Consider the following 26,239-nt stretch of genomic DNA (forward strand, 5'->3'; position numbering starts at 1 on the left):
CCGCGGCCGCGCAGGCATCGGCGGCCCTCCCCTCCCCGCGTTCGAGCCGCATCCGCGTCCCGGAGCGCCGATCGTCAGTACGATGCCTCAGAACCTGCGACCTCGACGGGAGAGCAGTCGATCGAGGGAGTCCCATGCGCAAGCAGAGCCGGCACCGCACTCGTCTCGCGGCGATCGGCGCCGTCCTCGGCGTCCTCATCGCATCGGCCGCACCCTCCGCGCAGGCCGCACTCCCCGCGCAGGCCGCACCCCCCGCACACGCCGCACTCCCCGCACAGACCGCGGCCGGCCACAGCGCCACCGCTGCACGGAGCACACTCTCGACCGAGACGCAGTCCGCGCGGATCCCGACGGTCACGTCACTCGATCCCACCACCTACTCGCAGCCGAGCGCAGCCAGCCCCCTCCCCGAAGGCGCGCGAGTCGCCGCAGCGGGCGCGACGGCCGACGCGGTGATCAGCGGATCGGTGGTCTTCGAGGGTGCGGACGAGTTCGAGCTCGGCCCGAACGGCCTCCCCAGCGGCGACTTCTTCGTCGAGGTCTGGAGCGCCGACCGCCGTCAGCTCTCCTCGCAGAAGCTGGAATCGTCGCGCTTCCGCTTCGACGGCCTGACAGCGGGGGCCGAGTACTACCTCCTCTTCTCGCCGTACAGCATCGAGGCCTGGGGCGCGGTCTGGTCCGGCGGGAGCGCCGTCGCGGTGGGCGCGCGCCCCGTCACCGCGCCCGCTGCGGACGCGACCCTGACCAGCTCCCACCCCGGGATGATCAAGGGCGAGGTCTCGGGTCTCGACACGTTCTGGTCCGTCCAGGCCGTCTACCAGGACCCGACCACGAAGCGGCTGTTCGCCTGGAACCGGGAGCAGATCCCGCCGAAGGACGGCTCAGCGTCTCCGTACTACCTCACCGGACTGCCCCGCGGTTCCTACACCGTGCTCGCCGGCGCTTGGGGCGGCGGCTACGACGACCGCTTGTGGAAGGACTCCCGCCGGGCGGAGGGCGCGTCGTTCTTCCCCGTCGGAGGAGGCACCACCGCCTCCGGGATCGACCTCTCGATCACGAAGTGGGATCAGTGGCGGTGGCACACGGATCGCCTGTCCGGCTCGGACCGCTACGCCACCTCCGTGGCGCTCACCCGCTCGGCCTTCGCGCCCGGGATCCCGGTCCTCTACGTCGCGAGCGGCGAGAACTGGCCGGACGCCCTGAGTGCGGGCCCGGCCGCAGCGGTGCAGGGCGGCGCTCTCCTCATGACGGAGCCGGGACGACTCACCTCGGTCGTGGCCGACGAGATCCGCCGATTGGCTCCTCGGCGCATCGTGGTCGTCGGCAGCGAGGCCACCATCGTGCCGTCGACCTACGACGCCATCGCCGCCCTGGCTCCGCGGATCGAGCGGATCGGCGGGCGCGATCGCTACGAGACCTCACGGCTGCTGGTGGCAGGCGTATTCGATCGCGACCGGCGCCGGCAGGACGCGCTCGAGGTGTATCTCGCCACCGGTCGGAACTTCCCGGACGCCCTCTCGGCCTCCTCGGTCGCCGCGCAGTTCGGCTCGCCCGTGCTCCTCGTCGACGGGGCCGCGGAGGAGATCGACGATGCCACGACCCGCACGCTCTCGGGCGTCAGGGCGAGCGGCTTCATCCTCGTCGGCGGGCCGACGACGATCACTCCGGGATTCGAGGCGTCGATGAGATCGCGCTACTTCTTCTCGAGCATCGAGCGGGTCGCCGGACGCGACCGCTACGCCACGAGCGCGCTGCTCTTCCGGCAGTCCGCCCTCCAGGACACGGTCTATCTCGCGGCCGGTGCCACCTTCCCCGACGCACTGTCCGGTGTCGCCTCGGGCGCCGCGCAGGGATCCGCCGTGCTCCTCGTCGAGAAGGACTGCGTCCACCAGCAGACTGTCGACGTCATGAAGGGGCAGTCGAAGAACTACGCGACCCTGCTCGGCAGCAGCCTCACACTGACCCGGGACGTCGAAGATCTGAAGGTCTGCGCGGCCTGAGCGAGGCCTAGCGCCCCAGCGGGATCTCCACGATCCCCGGCCCGTCGCCCGGCGCCGTCAGCGCCTGCTCCAGCTCGCCGCGGGTCGAGACGCGCGAGTACGCCCATCCGTACGCCCGCGCCAGCGCTTCGAGATCGACGGACTGCGGAGTGAACTGCACCCGGTCGAACGCGTCGGGCGCCGAGCTCGACGCGACCTCCAGGCCGTCGAAGATCGTGCCTCCCCCGTCGTTCACCACGACGAGCTGCACTCGCGGCCGCCGCTCTCCGGGAGCGAGCATCAGCCCGCCCGCCTCGTGCAGCAGCGTGAGATCGCCCAAAATGACGCGCGTCACTCCGGCGGCCCCCCGCTCGCCCGCCTGCGAGGCGACGGCGATGCCGAGCGCGGTCGAGACGGTCCCGTCGATCCCCGCGAGGCCTCGGTTGGAGTGCACGGTGATCTTCTTGCCCGGCAGCGCGCCGTCGGCCACGCGGATGAGGCGCGAGGCACCGAAGAGCAGGCGGTCGTGCGGCCAGGTCACCCGCCAGACGGCCGACACCACGAATTCGCGGGTCAGCGGTGCGCGCACGGCCGCGAGGGCGTTGCGCGCGAAGCCGCGGCGGTCCTCCAGCGACATCGTGCCGCCGTCGGCGACCTCGGGCAGGGCGTCGGGGTCGACGACGAGCGCGCGGCTGCGGAACACCCACGACCCGGCCCAGGCCCGCTCGGCGCGGTCGGGGCGCGGCGAGCCGGAGGGGCGCACCACCTCGATCCCGGCGACCCGGCGCGCACGGCGACCAGGGTTGTAGAACTGCGGGCGGCCGCGGTCGACGACGATCACCTCGACGTCGTCCCGGCGCAGGAGCTCCGGCACCTCGCGCGAGAGCGTCGGGTGGCCGAACACGATCGCGCGCCGCACGCGTCCGCCGAAGTCGGCCTCGCCCAGCAGCCGGCGCCAGGCGACGACGAGCTGCGGCCCGAAACGGGCGCCGGAGGAGACCTCGGCGAGCAGCGGCCAGTCGCCCGCGCGCGCGACGGCCTCCGCGACGTCGCCCGCCTTGTCCCCGGCGATGACGACGGTCAGCGGCTCGTCGGGTCCTGCGGCGACCCGCTCGACCTCCTCCGAGGGCCCTGCGGCGAGCGGCTCGGCCGCCGGCGGGACCTCGAACTCCGGCAGGCTCGAGGACAGCGGATCGCGGAACGCGAGGTTGAGGTGCACGGGCCCGCCCGGATGCAGGGCCGCCGAGAAGGCGCGGTCGGCGAGCGCGGCGGCCTCCTCCGGCAGCGACGAGGGCCCCGGCGCGGCGACGTCCTCGAACAGCCGAACGGCGCGGCCGTACAGCTCGCGCTGCTCCGTCGTCTGATTCGAGCGGATGCCGCGCAGCTCGTCCGGCCGGTCGGCGGTGAGCACGATCAGCGGCACGTCCGAGGCGTCGGCCTCGAGCACGGCGGGGTGCAGGTTCGCGGTCGCGGTCCCGGAGGTGGTGATCACCAGGGCGGGCAGCCCCGTCTCGAGCGCGAGCCCCAGGGCGAGGAACCCGGCCGAGCGCTCGTCGACGCGCACGTGCAGGCGGATCGCCCCGCGGGTCTCGAGCTCGGCCGCGACGAGTGCCAGGGCCTGCGACCGCGATCCGGGAGCGACGACGACGTCGCGGACGCCGAGCGCGACGAAGCGGGTGAGGAGGTCGACCGCGGAACGGGTGGAGGGCGCGACCGGAGGGTGCTCAGGCATCCCGTCGGCCGGGGCCGTCGGACTTGTCTGGGTCGTCGAGATCGGCCAGGTCGCGCTCGAGCTGAGCGATGCGCTCGGCCTGCTCGCGCTCCTTCTCGGGATCGCGCTCCTGACGGATCGTGCCGAGGAAGTCGGGGTCGTCGTCGGGAGCCGTGAAGCGCCGGCCCGCCGAGCGGTCCTTGCGCGGACGGCCGATCCAGAACCACAGGCCCGCGCCGATCAGCGGCAGCAGGAGGACGACCAGGACCCAGGACCACTTCGGGATCGCGCGCACCGCGTGCCGGTTGCTCATCGCGACGTCGATCACGGTGTAGACCGTGAACACGGCGAGGGCCACGAGCAGGCCGATGAAGAGGCGGATCACGGAATTCAGTCTACGTCCGCACGCTGTTCGCCGACCGGGCGCTCGGAGGCTGGACAGGAGGCTCCCGGGGTGCTCACGGACGGGTGTGCAGCCGCTCCCGCGCAGGGGCCCGACGTACACTGTCCCGGTGAAACTCAGCCGCGCCGTCGTCGTCTACTCGCTCCTGCGTCTGGCGATGTTCGCCGGTGTCTTCGTGCTGGTGTACCTGCCGGCGCGCACGTTCCTCGACTCCGATCTCACCGCCGCGGTGACGGCGGGAGTGATCGCCGCCGTAGCGAGCATGTCGCTGTCGTACATCGTGCTGCGGGGGCCCCGCGAGACCATCGCGCAGGCGATCTACGAGCGCCGCAAGGACGTGCCCCGCGCCCCGACCGACGACGACATCGAGGACGCCGCCGTCGACCGCTCGCGCGAGGAGCGCTAACTCGGCGGAGAGCCCGAGCGCCTCAGAACGCGAGCGCCGCCGCCAGGATCGCCGCGTACGCGAGCCCGCCCAGGCTCGTCAGCTGCAGCGCCAGGATCAGCTCCTTCGCCGTGCGCGCCGTCAGGGTGATGAGGATCGCCGGCAGGATCGCGAGCAGCACGAACAGCGTGAGCCACGCGAGCGGGTAGAACAGCGCCAGGATCACCGAGATGCCGAACGGCACCAGCACGAACGCGCTGTAGAGCGCGCGGGCGACGGTCGGCCCCACGATCACGGCGAGCGTGCGCTTGCCCGACGCGCGGTCGGTCGGGATGTCGCGGATGTTGTTGACCATCAGGACCGCGCAGGCGAAGAGGCCCGCGGCGACAGCGCCGAGCCACGACTCCTGATTGGTGCGGCCGATCTGCACGAAGGTCGTGCCGACGGTGGCGACGAGGCCGAAGAAGACGAAGACGAACACGTCGCCGAGTCCGAGGTAGCCGTAAGGGCGGCGTCCGCCCGTGTAGAACCAGCCGGCGGCGATCGCGGCGGCGCCGACCAGCAGGAACCACCAGTGGCCCGAGAGCACGGTCAGCACGAGGCCTGCGAGGGCGGCGAGGCCGAAGAAGACGAGCGCGACCGTCAGCACGTGCTTCGGCTTCGCGGCTCCGGAGCCGGTGAGGCGCGAGGGGCCGACGCGGTTCGCATCGGTGCCGCGCACGCCGTCGGAGTAGTCGTTCGCGTAGTTCACGCCGATCTGCAGGGCGAGCGAGACGGCGAGGCAGAGCAGGGCGCGCACCCAGTGCCAGCCCTCGTCGGTGACCTGCGTGGCTCCGGTGCCGATGAGCACGGGAGCGATCGCGAGCGGAAGGGTGCGCAGGCGCGCTCCGGCGATCCACTCGCGCGCACCGGCCGGCGCCACCTGCACCTTCTGCGGGTTGCCGCCCGGACGGCCGCTCCGGGGCTTCGCCTGCGGCTTCTTCTTGCGACTCGTACTCGACACGGAGGGAATCCTACCGAGACGCCTCAGTCCGCAGTCGCGGCGAGGCCCTCCAGCGCACGGCGGTCCGGCTTGCCGGAGGCGAGCAGCGGCACGGTCTCCACGCGCACGACGGCGGCGGGCCGGGCGACCCGGCCGAGAGCCTCCTGCACGGCCGCCCTGACCTCGGCGAGCACGGGGACGGGATCCGCGGCGGTCACGACGACCGGCACCTCGCCCCACTCGGCGTCGGCCCGGCGCACGACGACCGCGTCGGGGACGGGGCCGTCGCGCAGCACCTTCTCGACTGCGTCGAGCGAGACCTTCTCGCCGCCCGAGACGATCACGCGGTCGAGGCGGCCCGTGACGCGGATCCGACCGTCGACCAGCTCGCCCGCGTCGCCGGTGCGGTACCAGCGCTCCCCCGCGATGCTGGCGAAGGCCGTGGCCGTGCGGTCCACGTCCACTCCGCCGTCGGCGTCGAGGTAGCCCTCGGCGAGGGTCGGCCCGCCGAGCAGCACCTGGCCGGCGTCGATCCGGACGCGCACGTCGCGCAGCGGCGACCCGTCGTAGACGCAGCCGCCCGAGGTCTCGCTCGATCCGTAGGTCAGGCGGACCTGCACGCCCAGCGCGGCGGCCCGCTCGCGCAGGGGTCGCGGCGCCGCCTGCCCGCCGATCAGCAGCGCGTCGAACGAGCGGAGGGTCGCGGCCTGGGCCGGGTCCGCCTCCGCTGCGTCGAGAAGCCGTGCGAGCTGCACGGGGACGAGGGAGGAGTAGCGCCGCTCCCCGGCGGGCATCGTCCGAGCGAGCTCGAGGAACGCGAGCGCATCGAAGTGCCCCTCCGGCAGCACGACGGGATCGGCGTCGGCGGTGATCGAGCGCACGAGCACCTGCACGCCGGCGATGTAGTGGGTGGGGAGGCACAGCAGCCAGCGGCCCGGTCCGCCGAGCTCGGCGAGAGTGGCGGCGGCGCTGGTCAGCAGCGCCCCGGTCGCGAGAGCGACGCGCTTGGGCGGACCGGAGGAGCCGGAGGTCTCGACCACGACGGCCACGCGCTGCGGAACGACCGCGGCGGCGGCTCCGGACGCTCCGGGCGCGGCGACGCGGATCGCCGGGCCGCTGCCGTCGAGCGCGGCGCGCAGGGCGATCAGCACCTGCTCCGGCGCGGAGTCGACCGCGATCAGCTCCCGGGTCATGCGCTCAGAACTGCCACGGGAACGGCGACCAGTCGGGGTCGCGCTTCTCGAGGAAGGAGTCGCGGCCCTCGACGGCCTCGTCGGTGCCGTAGGCGAGGCGCGTGGTCTCGCCGGCGAACAGCTGCTGGCCGACGAGTCCGTCGTCGACCGCGTTGAAGGCGTACTTGAGCATGCGGATGGCGGTCGGCGACTTGGTCAGGATCGTCTCGGCCCACTCCAGCGCCGTCGTCTCGAGCTCGGCGTGCGGCACGACCGCATTGACCGCGCCCATCTCGTAGGCGCGCTGCGCCGAGTACTCGCGGGCGAGGAAGAACACCTCGCGAGCAGCCTTCTGCCCGATCTGGCGGGCGAAGTACGCCGAGCCGTAGCCGGCGTCGAACGAGCCGACGTCGGCGTCCGTCTGCTTGAAGCGGCCGTGCTCGGCCGAGGCGATCGTGAGGTCGCAGACCACGTGCAGCGAGTGGCCGCCGCCCGCCGCCCAGCCGGGGACCGCCGCGAGGACGACCTTCGGCATGAAGCGGATGAGGCGCTGCACCTCGAGGATGTGCAGGCGGCCCGATCGCGCCGCGTCGATCCCCTCGGCCGTCTCGCCGTCGGAGTAGCGGTAGCCGTCGCGACCGCGGATCCGCTGGTCGCCGCCGGAGCAGAACGCCCAGCCGCCGTCTTTCGGGCTCGGGCCGTTGCCGGTGAGGATCACCACGCCTATGCGCGGGTTGATCCGCGCATCCTCGAGGGCGTTGTAGAGCTCGTCGACGGTGCGCGGCCGGAACGCGTTGCGCACCTCCGGGCGGTCGAAGGCGACGCGGGCGATGCGCCCGGTGCGGTCGTGGTGGTAGGTGATGTCCTCGAGAGCGTCGAAGCCGCGCACCGGCTCCCACCGGCTCGCGTCGAACAGCTCGGAAACCTGCGTGCTCATGCCCTCGACCCTACTGTCGCGGGCCGAGCGGACGCCGGGTCGCCCGGAGCACGCGGATCTCGAGACGCGCGCTCCTCGATCGGCACGAGGCGAATGCATGCGAAGAGGGACCCCGCCGGAGCGGGGTCCCTCTGTCGTCAGTGCTGCGGAGTGCTACTTCGCGGTGGAGGTGCGGCGGTTCTCGGCCGACACCATCCAGGCGAACTGCTCCAGGCTCTGGATGATCGCGTGCAGGAGGTCCGCGCTGGTCGGGTCCTCCTCGTCCACCTGGTCGTGCACCTCGCGCATGGTGGCGGCGGTGTTCTCGAGGCGGATGGTGACGAGGTCGACCGTCTCGGCGGTGTCGATCTCGCCGTGCGGGTACTCGGGCAGCGTGGTGGTCGCCGCGACGGTGTCGCTGCGGCCGTCCGGGATCCCGTGCAGCGCGCGCATGCGCTCGGCGATGTCGTCGCTGAACTCGCGCGCGGCCTCGATGATCTCGTCGAGCTGCAGGTGCAGGTCGCGGAAGTTCTTGCCGACGACGTTCCAGTGCGCCTGCTTGCCCTGCACGTGGAGCTCGATCAGGTCGACGAGGACGATCTGGAGGCTGTCGAGCAGCTCCTTCGAGGCCTTGAAGCCCTTCTCGGCGTTCTGACGACGGCTGGTCTTGGCTCCGGAGCCGGCGGGGGCTTCGACGTGGCGTTCGAGGGTGGTGGTCATGGACCATTCCTTTCTCTTGACGGTGTCGGGGTGATCCCCTCCATCGAGTGTGGCTGCTGTGGCTGGACGGCGCCCGGACGGGGGCCGTGAGCGAAGGGGGGTTGACTCAGAGCGCAGAACGTCCGGCTCGATTCGTGGCGACGGATCAGATGGTGGCGACGGATCCGGAGTCGACGCGGTAGTTCGACCCGTTCACGAACGAGGCGCGGTCGGAGCAGAGGAACGCGATCACGGCGGCGACCTCGTCGGTCTCGCCGCGGCGCTTGAGCTCCATGTACGGCCGCTCCTCGTCGAGGAACGACGAGATCGCCTCGTCCGTCGACGTGCCGCGCTGCTCAGCGCGCTTCTGCATCATGGCGTCGGTCATGGGGCTCCGGATGAACGCGGGCGAGACCGCGTTCACGAGCAGGCCCTCGAGGGCGTACGACCGCGAGAGGCCCTTGGCGAGGGCGAGCACGCCGGCCTTCGCGGCGCAGTACGGCAGCTCGTCGTCGTAGGGCTGCACCGCGTCCTCGGAGGCGACGAGCACGAGGCGCCCCCATCCGCCGTGACGCAGATCGGGGAGGAACTCGCGCACCAGCCGGACCGGCCCGAGCAGGTCGGTCTCGAGCGTGCTGGTCCAGCCCTCGTCGTCGATCTCGTGGAAGAGGCCCTGGGCGCCGGTGACACCCGCGCTCTGCACGAGGATGTCGATCTCTCCGACGGCCTCGGCGACCTTCGCGTGCAGGGTGGCCAGCTCCTCGACGCTCGTGACGTCGGCGGCGAAGGCGTGCAGGCGTCCCTCCGGTGCGTCGAGCCCGGCTGCTGCAGCGTCGAGCTTCTCCTGATCGCGGTCCGAGAGCACGACGGTCGCCCCCTCCGCGAGGAGGAGCGTCGCGGTGGCGAGCCCGATGCCCGAGTCCGCTCCGGTGACGAGGGCGGTGCGTCCGGTGATTCCTAAGTCCATGCCTCCGGTCTACGCTCCCCCGCCCGAGCCGCTCAACGACTTGCGCCGAACACCTCCACGGGTCTACCGCGCGTGGGGGTGTCGATCGCGAAGACGCCGCCCGAGAGCGGGGAGTCGACGAGCTGCTGCTCCTCGAGCTTCTCGCGCGCGGTGCCGACGAACAGCGTCGAGAGGTCTGCGCCGCCGAAGCCCAGCCCGGTCACGTTCGGCGCGGGGATCGCGATCTCGTCGAGGAGCTCCCCCTCGGGGCTCCAGCGCAGCACGGCGCTCTCGCCGTTCGCGCCGGTCCAGAAGCAGCCGTCGACGTCGAGGGCGAGTCCGTCGAACGAGCGGCCGACGAGGAACGGCTCGGGTTCGCCGAGCTCGTCGCCGTAGGAGCAGCGGAAGACGGTCGAGACGCTCGTGTCGGTGAAGTAGAAGGTCGCGCCGTCGTCGGACCACTCGAACCCGTTCGCCACTCCGAAGCCGCCGAGCAGCGTCTCCAGGCGCCCGGAGGCGTCGATCCGGTAGAGCGCGCCGTCCTGCTCCTCGGTGGTGAGGTTCATCGATCCCGCGACGAAGCGCCCGGAGGGATCGCACTTGCCCTCGTTCATCCGGAGGCCGGCGTGCAGGTGCTCGATCGGAGCGAGCTCGCGCTCGATCGCGAAGGCGTCGTCGAGCAGCACGATCCGGTCGCCCAGGGCCGCGACGAAGCCGCCCCCGCGCGCCGGCTGGAAGGATCCCAGCGGTGCCTCCACGGCCACGACCAGGTCGTCGGAGCCGTCGACCGCCCCGTCGATCGCGCTCGCGTGGATCGTGCCGGTCGAGATGTCGCACCACAGCAGGCGGCCGTCGAGCCAGAACGGGCTCTCGACCAGGATCGCCCTCGTGTCGCGGAACAGACGCGCAGTCAGCTCGCTCATGAACTCCTCCTCTTGCCGCTCCCGGGCTTCCTGGCTCCGGGCTTCCTCGACCCGACCTTCTCGGGCGCGAGCTCCTCGATCGTGATCGCCGCGTTGACGAGCGCCAGGTGGCTGAGTCCCTGCGGGAGGTTGCCCCAGAAGGCCAGGTCGTCGGTCGCGACCATCTCGGACATGATGCCGACGTCGTTGGGCATGGTGGCGACCAGCTCGTCCATCAGCGCGATGGCCTCGTCGTGCCGCCCGACGCAGGCGAGCGCCGAGGCCAGCCAGAACGAGCAGGCGACGAACGGATGCTCCTCGCCCTCCATCCCGGAGTAGCGGAACATCAGCGCGCCGCGGCCGAGCTCGCCCACCAGGGCGTCGATCGTCGAGATCATCCGCTCGCCGCGCTCGTACCCGCTCGGCGCGTGCAGCAGCACCGAGGCGTCGAGCTCCGAGGAGCCCGGGTACATCACGTACGAGCCCAGCTCGTCGGACCAGCAGCGCTCCTCGATCCAGTCGCGCAGGCGGTCGCGCTCGAAGCGCCAGCGGTCGGGGCTGCCCGGGATCTGGCCGAGCTCGGCGAGGTGGACGGCGGCGTCGAGCGCCTGCCAGCAGCCCATCTTGGAGGACGTGTAGTGCTGCTCCTCCTCGAGCTCCCACATGCCGGCGTCGCGGTTGCGCCAGAGGTCGCAGGTGGTGTCGGCGACGCGCGAGAGCAGCCGCCCGGTCTGGATGTCGAGCACGTTGCCCGAGTCGACGTAGATGCGGCAGATGTCGAAGAGGTCGCCGAAGACGCCGAGCTGCAGCTGGTTCTGCGCGCCGTTGCCCGAGACGACCGGTCCGATGCCGGCCCAGCCGGGCACGTCGTACTCCGTCACTCCCGAGGGCAGGGACCCGTCGAGTCCGTAGAAGATGTGCAGGTCGGGCCCGTGCTCCTTGATCGTGCGGAGGAGCCACGACAGCGCCGCGTGCGTCTCCTCCCGCAGTCCGAAGCGGACGAGCGCGTGCGCGGTGTAGGCGGCGTCGCGCACCCAGGCGAAGCGGTAGTCCCAGTTCTTGCCGCCGTTGGGCGACTCCGGGAGCGAGGTCGTCGCCGCGGCCGCGATGGCGCCGGTGGGCGAGTAGATCAGGAGCTTCAGCGCGAGGGCGCTGCGCTGCACGGCGTCGGCCCACGGGCCGTCGTAGGAGAACTCCTCCGACCAGGCGCGCCAGCTGCGGATGGTGCGGTCGATGCCCCGGTCGACGTTGTGCGCGTCGGGGAAGTGCAGCGGCTCGTCGTGCGTGGCCGAGACCACGAGGACGTGGCGGCTGGGCTTCTTCCCGCCCGAGACAGTGAAGGACCCGGTGAGCTCGTCGCCCGCTCCGGAGGGGGCGTCGTCGCCGTCCGGCCCGTGCTCCTGACCGGTGACGCCGATCGTGATGTCGCCCGCGCGGATCAGGGAGCGGCCGTCGGCGTTCTGGATCCACGGCGAGACCGTGCCGAGGCCGGTGCCGGGACGGACGGCCCAGTGCATCCGCACCTCGCCCGTCACTCCGTCGACCCGGCGGGCGAGCTCGGCCCACGGGAGGCGGCCTGCGATGCCGGTCACGAGGGCGTCGGTGACCGTGACCGAGCCCGTCTCGGTCGTGAAGGTGGTCTCGAGGACGTTCGTGTCCTGCAGGTAGCGGCGGGTGACCTCCGCGGGATCCTCGGGCCGCAGCTCGACGCAGCCGCCGGACTCCGGGTCGATCAGCGCGGCGAACGCGGGGGTCGAGCCGAGGTCGGGCACCGGCATCCAGTCGACGCTGCCGTCCCGCGCGATCAGGGCGACCGTCCTCCCGTCGCCGATCGCCGCGTAGTCGCGCAGGGGCCTGGTCGCTCGGGGTTCCGCCATGCCCTCACGCTAGGCGGCACGCCTGCGGCGGACCTGGGCTTGCGGGGGCGGGCGGATGCGGATACCGGCGCCTCGGATCAGGCCGTCGCGACGCCGCCGAACTCCTCCATGCGGGCCGTGAACTCGTCGCGGTCGCCCTCCTCGAGGAGGCTGTTCGCGTATCCGGCGAGGAACGCCCCCTGCGTCGGCGGCACGAGACCGACGTCGTCCAGCATCCGCTCCACTGCGCCGGAGGGGTCGGAGTCGAGGTCGACGAGGCCGAGCTCGACGGCCGGCACGTCGCGCTGGGTCGAGGACGCCGTGACGATCCAGAGGCTCGCCCTCGCCTCCGCGTCGCCGACGGCGTCGTCGAGCTCGTAGCCGACCCGGGACCACTCGGACGGGGAGTCGGCGATGTCGACCCTGTCGAAGCCGAGCGGCGCGAGGGTCGCCGTGAAGCGGTCGACGACGGCCTGCTTGTCGGCGTCCGTCGAGAGGTCGGCGGCGGCGTAGCCGGTGGCCGAGATGTAGTCGTAGAGGAGGGAGGGACCGCCGTAGAGGTTCTCGGACCGCTCGTAGTACTCGTCGTCGCCCGAGTCCCACTCGCCGATCAGGGCGGCCTCGACCGCGGCGACGGCCTCCTCGGAGAGGGCGAGCGCCTCCTCGGCGGAGGGCTGGTCGAGGACGTCGGCGGCGTCGCCGTCCTCGTAGCCGGGGTAGCCGTAGAGCGGGTCGGACGCGTCGCCGGGGTCCTCGCCGAAGGGGTCCTCGAACGGGTCCTCGCCGAACGGGCCCTCGGAGCCGCCCGGGGCGGGCGCGCTCGTGGTCGCCGACTCCGCGGTGTCGAGGGCCGCGCCGATGCCGAGCGCGAGCAGCGTTCCGAGCACACCGGTGTAGACCAGGCCGACCACCCCGCTGACCGCCAGCGCGGTCCAGGCGCCGGCGCCCAGCGGCGGGCGCCGGGGCCCAGCGGCGGGAGGGAACGGCGGCGGGCTCGTCGGGACCGGGCTCATCGGGACCTGGCTCATCGCGTTCCTCCGGGTGTCGAGCGGCAGACCCCGCCAGTTTTGCACGCCCTGAACATCACACGGGAGCGGCCCGGTCCGGGCGTCCGCGCAGCCGGTCCGGAGGATGATGGCGGCATGGACGACGTCGTGCCCACCTCCGCTCACCCCTCCCTCGATGAGCTCGACGCCGGCCTGCGCGTCGTCGCGCTGCCCCTGCTGACGCGGTTCCGCGGAGTCGACCACCGCGAGATCGCGCTGGTGCGCGGTCCGGAGGGCTGGACGGAGTTCTCGCCGTTCCTCGAGTACGGACCGGAGGAGTCGGCCGCCTGGCTCCGGGCCGCACTCGACTACGGCTGGAACCCGCTGCCGACGCCGCTGCGCGACCGCATCCCGGTGAACGCGACCGTGCCCGCCGTCCGAGTGGACGAGGTCGCGGCGATCCTCGCGAGCTACCACGGCTGCCGGACGGCCAAGGTGAAGGTCGCCGAGCGCGGGCAGACGCTCGCCGACGACGTCGCTCGTGTCGCCGAGGTGCGCCGGGTCCTCGGGCCGGAGGGGCGGATCCGCGTGGACGCGAACGGCGGCTGGAACGTGGACGAGGCCGAGCACGCGGTGCACGCCCTCGCCGAGTACGACCTCGAGTACGTCGAGCAGCCGTGCGCCAGCGTCGACGAGCTCGCGCAGCTGCGGAAGCGGGTGAAGTACATGGGCATCCCGGTCGCGGCCGACGAGAGCGTGCGCAAGGCCGCCGATCCGCTCGCCGTCGCGCGGGCGGGCGCCGCGGACCTGCTCGTGGTGAAGGCGCAGCCGCTCGGCGGCGTGCACCGGGCCCTGGCGATCACCGCCGAGGCCGGGCTGCCGGCCGTCGTCTCGAGCGCCCTCGACAGCTCGGTCGGCCTCGCGATGGGCGCCGCCCTGGCCGCCGCGCTGCCCGAGCTGCCCTACGACTGCGGACTCGGCACCGCCTCCCTCCTCGCCGCCGACGTCTCCGAGCGGCCGCTGCGGCCGGTCGACGGGTCGATCCCGGTCGGGCGGGTCGAGGTGTCGGAGGCCCTCCTCGAGCGCCGTGCCGTCGCTCCCGAGCGCCTCGCCTGGTGGCGCGACCGCCTCCGCTCGGCGCACGCCCTGCTCTGAGGCCTGGGCTCGGCGGCCGCGCAGCGCTACCCTCACCGCATGGCCGGGGACAGCGGGATCGAGCGCCGGCGGGCGCTCCTCGAGGATCTGATCGAGGCGAGCCTGATCGACGGCGTCGACATCGCGACGATGTTCGGCGCCCCCGCGATCCGCTTCCAGGGGACGATCGTGTGCTTCCTCGGCCACGACGAGCACCTGATCGTCAAGCTGACCCGGCAGGAGATGCTCGAGCTGGTCGAGGCGGGCGCCGCCGAGCCGGTCGTGATGGGACGGCGGACGCTGAAGGAGTGGGTCTCCGTTCCTCCACTCGCCGACGATCCCGCCTCGCTCCGGCGCTGGTCCGGGCACGTCGTCCGTGCTCTGGCCCTCGCGCGCGAGCGGGCCGCGGCACCCCCGGTGTGAACCGAGTGGTGCACTGCGGCATGATGGACCCCGCCCGGTCGCCGATGCCCGCGGCGCACCCCCTCCCCCTCGAGCATCGGAGTCCCGTGACCGCATCGACCGTTCCCGTCTTCCTCGACTGCGATACCGGCATCGACGACTCCCTCGCCCTCGCCTACCTGCTCCGCTCCCCGCAGGCCGACCTCGTCGGCATCAGCACCGTCAGCGGCAACACGGATGCGCGCCAGGCCGCCGTCAACACGCTCGGACTGCTCGCCCTCGCCGGCCGCACCGGCGTCCCGGTCGCCGTCGGCGCCCACGACTTCCTCGAGGAGCTCTACGCCGGCGGCGCCCCGCACGTGCACGGCGACAACGGCATCGGAGGCGTCGAGCTGCCCGACGGCGGCAGCCCGGTCGACGAGGACCCGGCCGACCTCCTCCTGCGCCTCGCTCGCGAGCACGAGGGCGAGCTGCGGCTGATCGCCGTCGGGCCCCTCACCAACATCGCCCTCGCACTGCGCAAGCACCCGGAGCTGCCGGGGCTGCTGCACTCCGTCACCGTCATGGGCGGAGCCGCGCTCGTCCCCGGCAACATCAGCGCCGTCGCCGAGGCGAACATCTGGCACGACCCGGCCGCCGCGGCCGAGGTGGTCGCCGCCGACTGGGACCTCACCCTCGTGCCGCTCGACGTCACGATGAAGCACCTGATGAGCCAGGAGCACCGCGCGATCCTGCTCGACTCCGGCGATCCGCTCGCCGAGGCGATCGGCGAAGCGCTCGACTACTACTTCGACTTCTACGTGGGCCACTTCGGCGAGCGCACCGCCGCGATGCACGACCCGATGGCCGCCGCCATCGCCCTCGACGCGATCGGCATCGCCTCCGCCCCGACCGTCCCGGTCGAGGTCGACGCCACCTGGGGCCCGGGTCGCGGGCAGACCCTCCCGGACCTCCGCGGCATCTACCGCGACGTGCACCCCGAGGGCTCCCGGACCCGCTTCGTGCTCGCCCTCGACGAGCCGTTCGCCCCGCACCTGATCGACGTCATCGTCTCGAACGCCTGACACCCGCACAGAAAAGGCCGAGAGCCCCGGATCCTCGCACATGCGGTGATCCGGGGCTCTCGGCCTGAGTTCTGCGGCTCGGAGCTACATGCCCGTGTCCAAACCGGAGTACGCGTGGAGCCCCTTGAAGAACACGTTCACGACGCCGAAGTTGAACATCACGGCGGCGAAGCCGATGATCGCGAGCCAGGCCGACGGGGTGCCCCGCCAGCCGCGGGTCGCGCGCGCGTGGATGTAGCCGGCGTAGATGGTCCAGATGATGAAGGTCCAGACCTCCTTGGTGTCCCAGCCCCAGTAGCGGCCCCACGCCTTCTCGGCCCAGACGGCGCCGGCGATCAGCGTGAAGGTCCAGAGGATGAAGCCGATGATCGTGACGCGGTACGCGAGGTTCTCGAGCGTGAGGGCGCTGGGCAGGGTCTTCAGGAACCGCAGGACGGAGCGCGGGTTCTCCTCCGCCCCCTCGCGGCGGGCCTGCAGCAGCTGGGTGACCGACAGGGCGAAGCCGAGCGCGAAGAACGCGGTGCCGAGGATCGCCACGAGCACGTGGATGACGAGCCAGTACGACTGCAGGGCCGGCGGGAGCGGCACGACGGCCACGTAGTAGTTGACCGTCGCGATGCCCAGCAGCACCAGCACGAGACCGGTGATGAACGCTCCGAGGAAGCGGAGATCCCAGCGCAGCTGCACCACGAGGAACACGCCGATGATGATGAGCGTGCCGGTGAGCGAGAACTCGTACATGTTGGCCCACGGCACCCGACCGGCGGCCACTCCGCGCAGGACCGCGGCGGCGGCGTGCAGGACGAAGGCCAGGAGCGTGAGCGAGAACCCGATGCGCATCGTCTTCGATCGGGCGGGAGCGTTGTAGACCTCGTCCTCGACGCGGCTCCCCAGTCGCGAGAGCGTCGCGGTGGGACGACCCGTGCCGGCGGCGACGGTGGCCTTGCCGCTGGCGGCCTTGTCGGCGGCGGCGACGGACGCGACCCGCTCGGCCTCCTGCACGACTCCGAGCGCCTCACCGTCGGCCAGCGAGGACCGGCGCGCCAGGTCGATCGCGAAGAAGATGAAGGCGAGGGCGTAGACGCCCATCGCGGAGGACAGGGTCAGCACCGAGTACTGGGAGAGGGTCTCGATCACCGGACAAGGATAGGCGACGCTGCTCGGAACCACCCCTGCACGGATGCACAGGTTCGGCGGATCCGCGGGGTTCAGTCCAGCGGTGCGTGCCGGTCGGCGACGGTGCGGACCGCGCGCACGAGCTGCGGATCCTCACCTCGGGCGAGCCCCGCGTACTCGAGACGCAGCGAGCCGTCCTCGGCGGGCGTCGCCTTGATCCAGACCCGCCGCCGGGGCACGAACAGGGAGGTCAGCAGCCCGGCGAGCACGAGGATCGCGAACAGGAGGACCCAGCCCTGGGTCGCGTCGTGGTGGATGTCGAACGAGGCGAACCGGCGGACGCTGTCGGTGCCGACGACGTCCGGGTCCGCTCCGACGTTGTCGAAGGTCACGGAGCCCAGGCCGTTGGGCAGCTGCGCGGTCTCGCCCGGCTTGAGCGTCAGCGGGGCGACACCGGTGTCACCGCCGGTGAGGCGGGTCAGGGTGTCGGTGTTGAGCACGTAGACCGACGTGGGCACACCCTCGTCGAGGCCCAGGTCGCCGGCGAACACGTTGAGCGAGAGCACGGGGTACTGCAGGTCGGGGAAGATCGAGGACGAGGCGCCGGTCGCGCCCTCCTGCTGCGTGGGGTAGAAGAAGCCGTTCATGCCGATCTGCTCGGCGAGCCCGTCCGTCACCTTCACCACCCCGACCGAGGTCAGATTCGCGTCGGTCGGGAGGAACGGAACCGAATCGGTGAAGATCGCGGTGCCGGAGGGATCGCGCACCGTGATCGTCGGCGCGTAGCCGTTGCCGAGCAGGTAGACGTTCGTGCCGCCGATCGCCAGCGGCTCGTTCACCTTGACCGTGCGCTCCTCGCTCCCGCCACCGCGCTCGGTGGTCGTGACGTTCGCGGTGAAGTCGATCGGCTGCCCGAACGCCTCGCCCGGCTCCGTCACGTACTCGACGTCGAGCCCGTCCAGGGTCAGCTGGTAGGGATCCAGGGCGCTGCTGTCGAAGAAGCGACCCGGGTTGAACGAGTCGTAGGCCGCCAGGTTGTTCGCGAAGCCCTGACCGCCCTCGACGAGCACGCGCTGCCCGCTGTAGCCGAAGCCGCCGCCGATGCCAACGGCGACGAGGATCCCGACGAGCGCGGAGTGGAACACCAGGTTCCCCGTCTCGCGGAGGTAGCCGCGCTCGGCCGACACGCTGCTCCAGCGCCCGCGCGGGTCGTCGTAGCGCTCGACGCGGTAACCCGCGCGGCGCAGCACGGCGTGCCCGGAGGCGATCGCCTCCTCCGCCGTCGCTCCCTCGACGTCGCGCACGGTGTAGCCCGCGAGGCGCTGCAGGCGCACCGGGGTCTTCGGCGGACGCGACCGCATCGCCTCGAAGTGGTGCTTCGTGCGCGGGATGATGCAGCCGATGAGCGAGACGAACAGCAGCAGGTAGATGCTCGAGAACCACGCCGACGTGTACGTGTCGAAGGCCTGCACGCTGTCGAGCAGCGGCGCCAGATCAGGGTTGTCGATGAAGTACTGGGTGACGCCGTTGGGGTCGGAGGAGCGCTGCGGCACGAGCGAGCCGGGCACCGCCGCGATCGCCAGCAGCAGGAGGAGGAACAGCGCCGTGCGCATGCTCGTCAGCTGACGCCACATCCAGCGCAGCCACCCGACCAAGCCGAGCTTGGGCTGAGTGATCGTGTCGGCGTCGGAGTCGAAGTGGTCGGACGGGCGGAAGTTCGCGTCGGCGCGGGTCTGCGCGTCGACGTCGCTGCGATCAGATCGCGGGCTGGAAGCCATAGATCACCTCGCCGAGGGCTCCGTAGACGAGGGCGTTCCAGACGCCGGTGACCATCAGCAGCCCGATGACCACGAGGGCGACACCGCCGATGATGTTGATCGCGCGGATGTGGCGCTTCACGAACGCGAGGGTCGTGGTGACCCAGCTGAAGCCGAACGCGACCAGGAGGAACGGGAGGCCGAGGCCCAGGCAGTACATCAGCGCGAGCAGCGCTCCCCGCCAGGGCGAGCCGGCGCCGAGGCCGAGCGCCAGGATCGAGCTCAGGGTCGGGCCCAGGCACGGCGTCCAGCCGATGCCGAACACGATGCCCAGAAGCGGTGCCCCGATCAGACCGGTCGCGGGGCGGATGCTCGGACGGAGGGTCCGCTGGAGGAACGAGAACTGGCCGACGAACACGAGGCCCATCGCGATGACGACCACGCCGAGGACGCGGGTGATGACGTCGCTGTAGCGGCTCATCCAGAACCCGATCGACCCGGCGGCCGCTCCGTAGAGCACGAACACGAGGGAGAAGCCCAGCACGAAGAGCAGCACGCCCAGCAGCACCCGGCTCCGGCCGCGGGCCGCTCGCTCGTCGGCGTCCGTGAATCCGCCGACGTACGCGAGGTAGCCCGGGACGAGCGGCAGCACGCACGGCGACGCGAACGACACCAGGCCGGCGAGCAGCGCGATCGGGACCGCGAGGAGCAGCTGACCGCTGATGACGATCTCGCCCACCGCGCTACTCCTCTTCCGCGAGCGTGTCGCCGACGAGGGTCGACAGGATCGACGCCTCCTGCAGCTGGCCGAGGATGCGCGAGGCCACGCGGCCCTCGCGGTCGAGCACGAGGGTGGTGGGCACCGCGTTCGGCGGGACCTTGCCGCTGAAGGCGAGCTGCGCGGATCCGTCGACGTCGACGATGGAGGGGTAGGTGATGCCGTAGGTCTTCGCGAAGGCGGCGGCCTGGGGCGCCTGGTCGCGCACGTTCACGCCGACGAACGAGACGTCCTGGCCGTCGAACTCGGCGTTGACCGACTCGAGGTCGGCGGCCTCGGCGCGGCACGGAGCGCAGCTGGCGTACCAGAAGTTGACGACGACGACGCGGCCCGCGAGGTCGGCGGAGTCGATCGCCTCGCCGTTCTCGTCGGTGCCCGAGAAGACGATCGGATCGCTGCGGTCGGCGGCCGCGATCTCGGTGACGGTCCCGTCGCCCGAGATGTAGCCCTTGTTGCTGCCGCTGCGGTACTGGTCGGCGAGCGGATCCTCGGTGCAGCCCGCGAGGACGGCTCCGGCCACGAGGGCGAGGGCCGTGGCGGCGACGACGCGACGGCGCATCAGACGGCGCCCACGTCGGTCGCGAGCCCCTGGAGGCCCGCCGCGGGGTCGGAGTAGCCGACCTCGACGAAGCCGTCGCCCCGGCGCTCGATCGTGGTGATGCTCGAGAGCGCGCACCGGCGCTTGCGCGGATCGTGGAAGAGCCGCTCCCCCGCGAGGGCGCGGTGAACGGTCCAGATCGGGAGCTGGTGGCTGACGATCGCCGCGTCGCCCTCGTCGGTGCCCTGCCACGCCGCCTCGATCGCCGCGTACATCCGCGCCGAGATGGAGAGGTAGGGCTCGCCCCAGCTGGGCTCGAACGGGTTGCGCAGCCACGGCCAGTGCTTCGGGTTCTTCAGAGCCGAGCTGCGGGCGGCGAGGGACTTCCCCTCGAAGCGGTTGCTGGGCTCGATCACGCGCGGATCGGTGGTGATCTCGAGCTCGAACGCCTGCGAGATCGGCTGGGCCGACTCCTGCGTGCGCTGGAGCGGGGAGGCGACGAGCGTCGTCACGTGCCGGCGGCGCTCGAGCAGGTCGTCGGCCGCGGCGCGGGCCATGCGGTGGCCCAGCTCCGAGAGCCGGAAATTCGGGAGTCGCCCGTAGAGGACCCGGTCGGGGTTGAACACCTCGCCGTGCCGCACGAGATGGATCTGATCGGCAACCACGAGCGTCAAGTGTACGGAACGCCGCGTGGGGGAACGCCGGGAACTGCGGGTCTGGGCGGGGGCTGAACGGGTGCTCAGCGCCGTGCTCTCACCGCCGGGCCAGCACCGCCGCCGAGAGGAGCCGGACCAGTGCGTCCGGCAGGTGCTTCACGATGGCGACCGGCACTCCGAAGCGCCAGGACGGCACCGAGACGACCTGTCCACGCGCCACGTCCCGGAGGAACTCCTCGACCACCGCGTCGGCGTCGAGCCAGAGGAAGGAGGGGATGGAGGAGGTGTCCATCGCCGCCCGCTCGTGGAACTCGGTGCGCACCCAGCCGGGGCAGAGGGCCGCCGCCCGCACGCCCGTGCCGCGGAGCTCCACCGCGAGCGACCGCGTGAACGCCGTCGCCCACGCCTTGACCGCGGAGTAGGGGCCCAGGTGCACGAACCCCGCGACGCTCGCGACCGTCAGGATCGCTCCGCGGCCCCGGGTGCGCATGACCTCGGCGGCCGCCCCCGAGAGCACGGCCACCGAGCGGACCATCACCTCGAACGCCGCGTCCTGCGCGGCGACGTCCGGCTCCGAGAAGCCGCCGTCGATCCCGAATCCGGAGTTGTTGACCAGCACCCGCACGGGCCGCTCCGGATCGACGAGTCGGGCCCGCACGCGCTCCACCTGCTCCCGATCGGTCAGGTCGGCCGGCAGCACCTCGACGTGCGGGGCGCCGAGCGCGCGGAACGCGGTCGCCGCCTCCTCGAGCCGGGCCTCGTCGCGCGAGACGAGCACGAGGCTCCAGCCGCGGCGCGCGAACGCCCGCGCGAAGGCGGCTCCGATGCCGGTGGACGCTCCGGTGATCAGTGCGGTGCTCATGCGGTGAGCAGGGAGACGAGGCCGTCCTCGCTGACCACGGTGATGCCGTAGTCGCGAGCCTTGCGCGCCTTGCCCGAGAGCGAGTCCGGGTCCGCTGCGACGACGAGCTTCACCTTCTTCGTCACGCCGGGGTGCGGAACCAGACCGCGCTCCTCGAGCAACCGGGACCACTCCTGTCGCGTCCGCGACATCTCACCGGTCAGGCAGACGAGGTCACCCGGTTCGAGGACGAAGCGGTCGACGAGCGGCTCGATCCGCTCGACGGCCTCTCGCGGCTCGGTCGCGGCGACCAGCCTCTCGTGATCGATCTCGAGGAGGGAGGCCACCGTGGCGAGATCCATCATCTCGTCGTCCGACAGCTCGCCGTCGAGCCAGGCGACGGCCGTGAGGTCGTCGAAGTACCGCTCGTGCAGAACGGCCAGCGCCGATCGACCGATCCCGAGCTCGTGCGCGAGCTCGACGAGCGCCTCCTCCTCGTGGGCCGAGAGCACCCGGTCGAGCAGACAGCGGTCGAGCAGGGCGAGGTACTCGGTGTGCTCGACCGGCCCGGACTGATCGGGCATCCGCTGCACGACCCGCTGGAGGAACGACGGGGACGGCGCGTCTGCGGCGGGGCGGGCCACCCACACCGTGCGGCGTCGTGGGACGGGAGGCCAGCCGTAGGCCAGAGCAGCGCGCAGGTGCGCGTCCCAGCGGTCGCGTCCACCGGACGCAGCGATGTACTCCTCCAGCAGGCGTCCCGTCGCGACCGCGTCGACGACCGCGCGATGCGCGCCGACGAGCGGGATGTCGAAGGCCGCGCAGCAGTCGGCCAGCGAGCGGCCGGCGCCCGGGAGGAACTCGCGCGCCAGCTGCATCGTGCAGAGCACCAGCTCGCTCGAGAGCGTCGTGTCGACGCCGAGCCGGCTCAGTTCGGCGATGAGGAACCGACGCTCGAAGCTCGCGTTGTGCGCGACGACCGCGCGCCCGTCCAGCAGCGAGAGGAGCTCGGCGGCGACGGAGGCGAACGACGGAGCGTCGAGGATCTCGCGAGCCGAGATGCCGTGGATGCGCTGGGCGCCGAGATCGCGGCCCGGGTTCACGAGAGTCTCGAAAGATCGCTCGAAGCGCCCCTCGGAGTCGAGGTGCACGACCCCGATCTCGATGACGCGATCCCCCCGCTCGGGACGCACACCCGTCGTCTCGAAGTCGATCACAGCGAATCCCGGCCCGGCCATTCGTCCCCCTCGATCGGAGGCCCCGCGCACTCCGTCGAGGCACCCTAACCCGCGCGTCCGGCACTCGTCGCTGCCGCGGCGGTCAGACGACCGTCGCGCATCGACGCCGTCCGGTCGACGCGGGAGAGGTGCACGACATCGTGGGTGACCAGCAGCGTCGCCGTCGAGTGCTCGCGGGTCAGCCGCACCACGAGGTCCACGATCGCGGCGCCGCGCTCGGCGTCCAGAGCACTGGTGGGCTCGTCGACTAGCAGCACGGCGGGGTCGTTCATCAGCGCTCGCGCCACGTTGATCCGCTGCCGCTGCCCGCCCGAGAGCTGCGAGGGGCGCGCTCCTCCCCGGTCGGCGAGACCCACCTCGGCGAGGAGCGCGTCGGCGCGGGCCTCGGTCCTGGAGCGCTCGCGACGGCCGCCGAGCCGGTCCATGACGAGCAGCTGCTCGCGTGCGGTGAGCGCCGGGAGCAGATTCGCCTGCTGGAAGACGATGCCGACCCGCGAGCGGCGCACGCGGCTCGCGTCGGCGCGGGAGAGCGACGTCACGTCGATCCCGTCGAGCACCACTCGACCGGAGTCCGGTCGGAGGAGGGTGCCTGCGACGGCCAGCAGGCTCGACTTCCCGGAACCGCTGGGCCCGGTCAGACCGGTGACCACGCCGGGCGGACAGTCGAGGGTGACGTGATCGACGGCCGTGAGGGTGCGGTCCCCGTCGGGGAAGGTCAGGGTGACGTCCTGCAGCTCGATCATCGTGCGCTCCCGAGGGCGGTGAGGGGGTCGGTGGAGACGACGGCGCGCAGGGCGGCCGCCGCTCCGAGGAGCCCGAGCACGATCATCAGACCGGCCGGGACGAGGGTGGTCAGCGGACTGAGGAGGAACGGCAGCGCAGAACCGGTGACGGCGGCGAGCGCCAGCACCGCGAGCATCCCCGCCCCCGTTCCGACGATCAGCACGACCAGGGCCTGACCGAGGGCGTCGAGCAGGAGCGAGCCGGTCGACGCTCCGAGCGCCTTCAGCACGGCGATGTCCCCGGAACGCTGCAGAGTCCAGACCGTGAAGAAGGCGCCGACCACGAGGGCCGCGATGCCGAAGAGCATCCCGACCATCAGGAGCAGCGAGCCGATCTCGGAGCGGAACGATCCGATCGCGGGAAGCGACGAGAGGATCGTGTCGGCCACCGTGCCGGTGGTCGTGCTGGCGGCAGCCCAGTCCGGGGAGCCCCGGACGGCGAGGACCGTGGCGTACGCAGGACTGCCGAGGGCGCTTGAGAGCGCCTGCCAGTCCCCCGAGGCCACGCGCACCACCGGCGTGTGGCTGTACCAGCCGTCTCCGGTGACGGCGGAGACCCTGAACGACGTCCCTGCGATCTCGACGGAGTCGCCCACTGCCGCGTCGAGAGAGCGCGCAGCCGAGGCGGTCAGCACGATCGCACCGCCGACGGACGGACCGCCGAGAGCGGGACCGGACCCCAGCACGGCGACCGCCGCCGTGGTGTCGCCCGCCTCGGCACGCGTCTGGAGGATCCCCAGCGGCTCGACCGACTCGACTCCCGGGATCGCGGCCCACGCCGTCGCCTCCGCCGCGGTGACGACCGAGTCCTGGAACGACGGAGCGTCCGGTCCGGCCGAGAACACGAGACGGTCGGCCGGCACAGCGAGCACGGCGGACACGTTCTGCAGAGCGAGCCCGCCCGTGAGCCCCGAGAGGAACCCGACGAGCAGGGTGATCAGCGCGACGACGGTGCCGATCAGGACGAAGCGGCCGCGTGCGGAACGCAGCTCGCGCCAGGCGACGAACACGGGACCTCCTGAGACGGTGGATGCCGCGGAGCAGCGGCTCGTCGAGTCTCGATCGCCGCCGCCTCGATCGCATCGTGCAGGAGGACGGCGGCGGAGCGTGGACCGAAGGGGGCGCCCGTCCTCCGTTCGTACGATGACGCCGGTTCCGCGGGCGCGTAACGTTCGCTTCCGTGCCGCACACCGCTCTCGCCCCCGTCCTGATCGGGCTGCGCGCGGGCCTGCACCTGCTGGTCGCAGGACTGCTTCTCCTCGTCGTCGTGCGCGCCCTGATCCCTCCGCACGGCGGAACCGCGGCCGTGCTCGCACTCTGCGCGCTCCTGCTGGTCGGCTACCTCGTCGGCCCGCGCTTCACGGGCGCGAGTCGGATGCGCGGTGCGCTCTGGCTCCTCGCCGTCACGGTCGTCTGGAGCGTTCTGGTCCTGCTGGATCCGGACGCCTCCTACTTGGCGTTCCCCCTCTTCTTCGTCGCGATGCACGTGCTGCCCGTGCGCATCGCACCGGTCGCCGTCCTCCTCCTGACGGTGGTCGCCGTCCTGGCTCTCGGCCGGGAGGGGCGGTGGAGCGTGGGCGGTGTCGTCGGCCCGCTCGTCGCCGCCGGCGTCGCGGTGCTCATCGGCCTCGCCGCCCGGGCGCTGGCCCGCGAAGCTCACGAGCGGGAGGAGCTGGTCGCCGAGCTGCTCGCCACTCGAGACCGGCTGACCGCGAGCGAGCGGGCCGCGGCGGTCTCGGAGGAGCGCGCGCGCCTGGCGCGGGAGATCCACGACACCGTGGCGCAGGGGCTGTCGAGCATCCAGATGCTGCTGCGGGCGGCCGAGCGCGCCGATCCGGAGCGGCCCGGTATCGAGCATCTGCGGCTGGCCCGGGAGACGGCGGCCGCCGACCTCGAGGAGACGAGGCGGTTCATCCGCGAGCTCGCCCCGCCCGCCCTCGCCCGCGAGAGCATCGACGGCGCGCTCCGCCGGCTCTCGGAGTCCCAGTGGCGGCGACCCGGCGTGCAGGTCGGTATCGAGGCCGACGACTGCCGTTCCCTGTCGATGCAGACTCAGACCGCCCTGCTGCGTCTCGCTCAGGGCGCGGTCGCCAACGCGTTGCAGCACTCCGGCGCCGAGCGGATCACGGTGACCCTGCGTCACGCCGGCGACATCGCGCGGCTCACGGTCGTGGACGACGGATCGGGGTTCGATCCCGACTCATCGGCGGGGCCGGGCCGACGCGACTCCTTCGGGCTGCGGGCGATGCGCGAGCGCACGGAGCAGCTGGGCGGCAGCCTGCGCGTCGCTTCAGGACCGTCCGGGACGTGCGTCGCGGTCGAACTCCCGGCGGGAACGTCGTGATCCGCGTCCTCCTGGTCGACGACCACCCGATCGTCCGCACCGGCGTGCGTGCTCTGATCGGGGACGAGGACGGTGTCACCGTGGTGGGCGAGGCGGGCTCACCGGCCGAGGCGCTCGTCGCGGCCCGCGAGCTCGCCCCCGACGTGGTCCTGATGGACCTGCGCTTCGGCGGAGCGATCGACCAGAACGGAGTGGACGCGACCCGCCTGCTGCGCGCACTGCCCGCCCCGCCCTCCGTCCTCGTCCTCACCACCTACGACACCGACGCCGACATCCTCGGCGCGGTCGAGGCCGGAGCGAGCGGCTACCTCCTCAAGGACGCACCGCCCAGCGAGCTGGTCGCCGCGATCCGCGCCGCCGCGGCGGGGGAGAGCGCGCTGGCTCCGGCGGTGGCCGCCCGTCTGCTCGAGCGGCTCCGCTCGCCGCAGGTACGGCTGAGCGCCCGGGAGACGGAAGTGCTCGAGCTGGTCTCCCGAGGTCTGGGCAACGCAGAGGTGGCGGCGCGCCTCTTCCTCTCCGAGACGACCGTGAAGTCGCACCTCGTCCACGTCTTCGCCAAGCTCGACGTCTCGACGCGCACGGCGGCGGTCGCGGCGGCCCGACGGCTCGGCGTCCTCCGCTGAGCCGCGCCGCCCCGCGGGTAGACTCCCCT

At 72.3% G+C, this 26,239-nt stretch carries 26 protein-coding genes; 7 read left to right on the plus strand and 19 right to left on the minus strand.

The window, feature by feature from the left end:
• Window positions 1–134: 134 nt before the first annotated feature.
• Window positions 135–2,000 carry a cell wall-binding repeat-containing protein gene (locus ASF46_RS13630; protein WP_056868071.1) on the plus strand — a complete coding sequence of 622 codons (1,866 nt, stop codon included), beginning with the start codon at window positions 135–137 and terminating at the stop codon, window positions 1,998–2,000.
• A gap of 7 nt (window positions 2,001–2,007) precedes the next feature.
• Here the strand turns inward: ASF46_RS13630 and menD are convergent, their stop codons facing one another.
• Together menD and ASF46_RS13640 are read right to left on the minus strand one after the other, a co-directional pair.
• On the minus strand, window positions 2,008–3,711 hold the full coding sequence (gene menD / locus ASF46_RS13635) for a 2-succinyl-5-enolpyruvyl-6-hydroxy-3-cyclohexene-1-carboxylic-acid synthase (protein WP_056868072.1): 1,704 nt from the start codon (window positions 3,709–3,711) through the stop codon (window positions 2,008–2,010).
• On the minus strand, window positions 3,704–4,075 hold the full coding sequence (locus ASF46_RS13640; protein ID WP_055790503.1) for a PLDc N-terminal domain-containing protein: 372 nt from the start codon (window positions 4,073–4,075) through the stop codon (window positions 3,704–3,706). The genes menD and ASF46_RS13640 overlap by 8 nt, the downstream gene beginning before the upstream one ends.
• 127 nt (window positions 4,076–4,202) lie before the next feature.
• Between ASF46_RS13640 and ASF46_RS13645 the strand changes: the two genes are divergently transcribed.
• Entirely contained in the window at window positions 4,203–4,499 is a 297-nt protein-coding gene (locus tag ASF46_RS13645) for a DUF4229 domain-containing protein (protein ID WP_162240183.1), read from the plus strand.
• Between the two features lie 22 nt (window positions 4,500–4,521).
• Here the strand turns inward: ASF46_RS13645 and ASF46_RS13650 are convergent, their stop codons facing one another.
• The 8 genes from ASF46_RS13650 to ASF46_RS13685 form a co-directional block, all read right to left on the minus strand.
• A complete protein-coding gene (locus ASF46_RS13650) occupies window positions 4,522–5,481 on the minus strand; it encodes a 1,4-dihydroxy-2-naphthoate polyprenyltransferase (protein ID WP_056868074.1) in 960 nt (319 codons plus the stop codon).
• A 23-nt stretch (window positions 5,482–5,504) separates the two neighbouring features.
• Window positions 5,505–6,653: an AMP-binding protein gene (locus ASF46_RS13655; protein ID WP_056868075.1), complete on the minus strand. Its 1,149-nt coding sequence runs from the start codon at window positions 6,651–6,653 to the stop codon at window positions 5,505–5,507.
• Between the two features lie 4 nt (window positions 6,654–6,657).
• A complete protein-coding gene (locus tag ASF46_RS13660; RefSeq protein WP_056868076.1) occupies window positions 6,658–7,569 on the minus strand; it encodes a 1,4-dihydroxy-2-naphthoyl-CoA synthase in 912 nt (303 codons plus the stop codon).
• A 153-nt stretch (window positions 7,570–7,722) separates the two neighbouring features.
• Window positions 7,723–8,268, minus strand: coding sequence for a Dps family protein (locus ASF46_RS13665; RefSeq protein ID WP_055790487.1), 546 nt, complete (start codon window positions 8,266–8,268; stop codon window positions 7,723–7,725).
• 145 nt (window positions 8,269–8,413) lie between these two features.
• Window positions 8,414–9,214, minus strand: coding sequence for an SDR family NAD(P)-dependent oxidoreductase (locus tag ASF46_RS13670; protein ID WP_056868077.1), 801 nt, complete (start codon window positions 9,212–9,214; stop codon window positions 8,414–8,416).
• 32 nt (window positions 9,215–9,246) lie between these two features.
• Window positions 9,247–10,116: an SMP-30/gluconolactonase/LRE family protein gene (locus ASF46_RS13675; RefSeq protein WP_055790482.1), complete on the minus strand. Its 870-nt coding sequence runs from the start codon at window positions 10,114–10,116 to the stop codon at window positions 9,247–9,249.
• Entirely contained in the window at window positions 10,113–11,972 is a 1,860-nt protein-coding gene (locus ASF46_RS13680; RefSeq protein WP_056868078.1) for a glycoside hydrolase family 15 protein, read from the minus strand. The genes ASF46_RS13675 and ASF46_RS13680 overlap by 4 nt, the downstream gene beginning before the upstream one ends.
• 77 nt (window positions 11,973–12,049) lie before the next feature.
• Window positions 12,050–12,979 (minus strand): hypothetical protein, encoded by a 930-nt coding sequence (locus ASF46_RS13685; RefSeq protein WP_056868079.1) that lies wholly within the window; start codon window positions 12,977–12,979, stop codon window positions 12,050–12,052.
• A gap of 114 nt (window positions 12,980–13,093) precedes the next feature.
• On the opposite strand from ASF46_RS13685, the gene ASF46_RS13690 reads away from it, so the two are divergent.
• The 3 genes from ASF46_RS13690 to ASF46_RS13700 all read left to right on the plus strand — a co-directional run bounded on the left by ASF46_RS13690 (window position 13,094) and on the right by ASF46_RS13700 (window position 15,537).
• Window positions 13,094–14,092 (plus strand): o-succinylbenzoate synthase, encoded by a 999-nt coding sequence (locus ASF46_RS13690; protein WP_056868080.1) that lies wholly within the window; start codon window positions 13,094–13,096, stop codon window positions 14,090–14,092.
• Window positions 14,093–14,131: 39 nt separating this feature from the next.
• Window positions 14,132–14,494: a TfoX/Sxy family protein gene (locus ASF46_RS13695; RefSeq protein ID WP_056868081.1), complete on the plus strand. Its 363-nt coding sequence runs from the start codon at window positions 14,132–14,134 to the stop codon at window positions 14,492–14,494.
• A gap of 86 nt (window positions 14,495–14,580) precedes the next feature.
• Window positions 14,581–15,537 carry a nucleoside hydrolase gene (locus ASF46_RS13700; protein ID WP_235576954.1) on the plus strand — a complete coding sequence of 319 codons (957 nt, stop codon included), beginning with the start codon at window positions 14,581–14,583 and terminating at the stop codon, window positions 15,535–15,537.
• Between the two features lie 84 nt (window positions 15,538–15,621).
• Here ASF46_RS13700 and ccsB read toward each other — a convergent pair whose 3' ends face one another.
• The 9 genes from ccsB to ASF46_RS13745 all read right to left on the minus strand — a co-directional run bounded on the left by ccsB (window position 15,622) and on the right by ASF46_RS13745 (window position 24,253).
• On the minus strand, window positions 15,622–16,674 hold the full coding sequence (gene ccsB / locus ASF46_RS13705) for a c-type cytochrome biogenesis protein CcsB (RefSeq protein WP_372488162.1): 1,053 nt from the start codon (window positions 16,672–16,674) through the stop codon (window positions 15,622–15,624).
• 71 nt (window positions 16,675–16,745) lie between these two features.
• Window positions 16,746–18,431, minus strand: coding sequence for a cytochrome c biogenesis protein ResB (resB, locus tag ASF46_RS13710; protein WP_082485496.1), 1,686 nt, complete (start codon window positions 18,429–18,431; stop codon window positions 16,746–16,748).
• Window positions 18,409–19,149: a cytochrome c biogenesis CcdA family protein gene (locus tag ASF46_RS13715; protein ID WP_056868082.1), complete on the minus strand. Its 741-nt coding sequence runs from the start codon at window positions 19,147–19,149 to the stop codon at window positions 18,409–18,411. The genes resB and ASF46_RS13715 overlap by 23 nt, the downstream gene beginning before the upstream one ends.
• A 4-nt stretch (window positions 19,150–19,153) precedes the next feature.
• Entirely contained in the window at window positions 19,154–19,747 is a 594-nt protein-coding gene (locus ASF46_RS13720; protein WP_056868083.1) for a TlpA family protein disulfide reductase, read from the minus strand.
• Window positions 19,747–20,391, minus strand: coding sequence for a histidine phosphatase family protein (locus ASF46_RS13725; RefSeq protein ID WP_056868084.1), 645 nt, complete (start codon window positions 20,389–20,391; stop codon window positions 19,747–19,749). Before ASF46_RS13725 ends, ASF46_RS13720 begins: the two co-directional genes overlap by 1 nt.
• An 88-nt stretch (window positions 20,392–20,479) precedes the next feature.
• Window positions 20,480–21,244, minus strand: coding sequence for an SDR family NAD(P)-dependent oxidoreductase (locus ASF46_RS13730; protein ID WP_056868085.1), 765 nt, complete (start codon window positions 21,242–21,244; stop codon window positions 20,480–20,482).
• Entirely contained in the window at window positions 21,241–22,461 is a 1,221-nt protein-coding gene (locus tag ASF46_RS13735) for an exonuclease domain-containing protein (protein ID WP_056868086.1), read from the minus strand. Before ASF46_RS13735 ends, ASF46_RS13730 begins: the two co-directional genes overlap by 4 nt.
• Before the next feature lie 44 nt (window positions 22,462–22,505).
• Window positions 22,506–23,204 carry an ABC transporter ATP-binding protein gene (locus tag ASF46_RS13740; protein WP_056868087.1) on the minus strand — a complete coding sequence of 233 codons (699 nt, stop codon included), beginning with the start codon at window positions 23,202–23,204 and terminating at the stop codon, window positions 22,506–22,508.
• Window positions 23,201–24,253, minus strand: a complete 1,053-nt coding sequence (locus tag ASF46_RS13745) for an ABC transporter permease (protein ID WP_056868088.1) — start codon at window positions 24,251–24,253, stop codon at window positions 23,201–23,203. The genes ASF46_RS13740 and ASF46_RS13745 overlap by 4 nt, the downstream gene beginning before the upstream one ends.
• Window positions 24,254–24,423: 170 nt before the next feature.
• Between ASF46_RS13745 and ASF46_RS13750 the strand changes: the two genes are divergently transcribed.
• Window positions 24,424–25,587: a sensor histidine kinase gene (locus ASF46_RS13750; protein WP_056868089.1), complete on the plus strand. Its 1,164-nt coding sequence runs from the start codon at window positions 24,424–24,426 to the stop codon at window positions 25,585–25,587.
• A complete protein-coding gene (locus tag ASF46_RS13755) occupies window positions 25,584–26,210 on the plus strand; it encodes a response regulator transcription factor (RefSeq protein ID WP_056868090.1) in 627 nt (208 codons plus the stop codon). The genes ASF46_RS13750 and ASF46_RS13755 overlap by 4 nt, the downstream gene beginning before the upstream one ends.
• Window positions 26,211–26,239: the final 29 nt, after the last annotated feature.

The sequence above is a fragment of the Rathayibacter sp. Leaf296 genome (assembly GCF_001423045.1).
GTDB classification, from domain to species: domain Bacteria; phylum Actinomycetota; class Actinomycetes; order Actinomycetales; family Microbacteriaceae; genus Rathayibacter; species Rathayibacter caricis.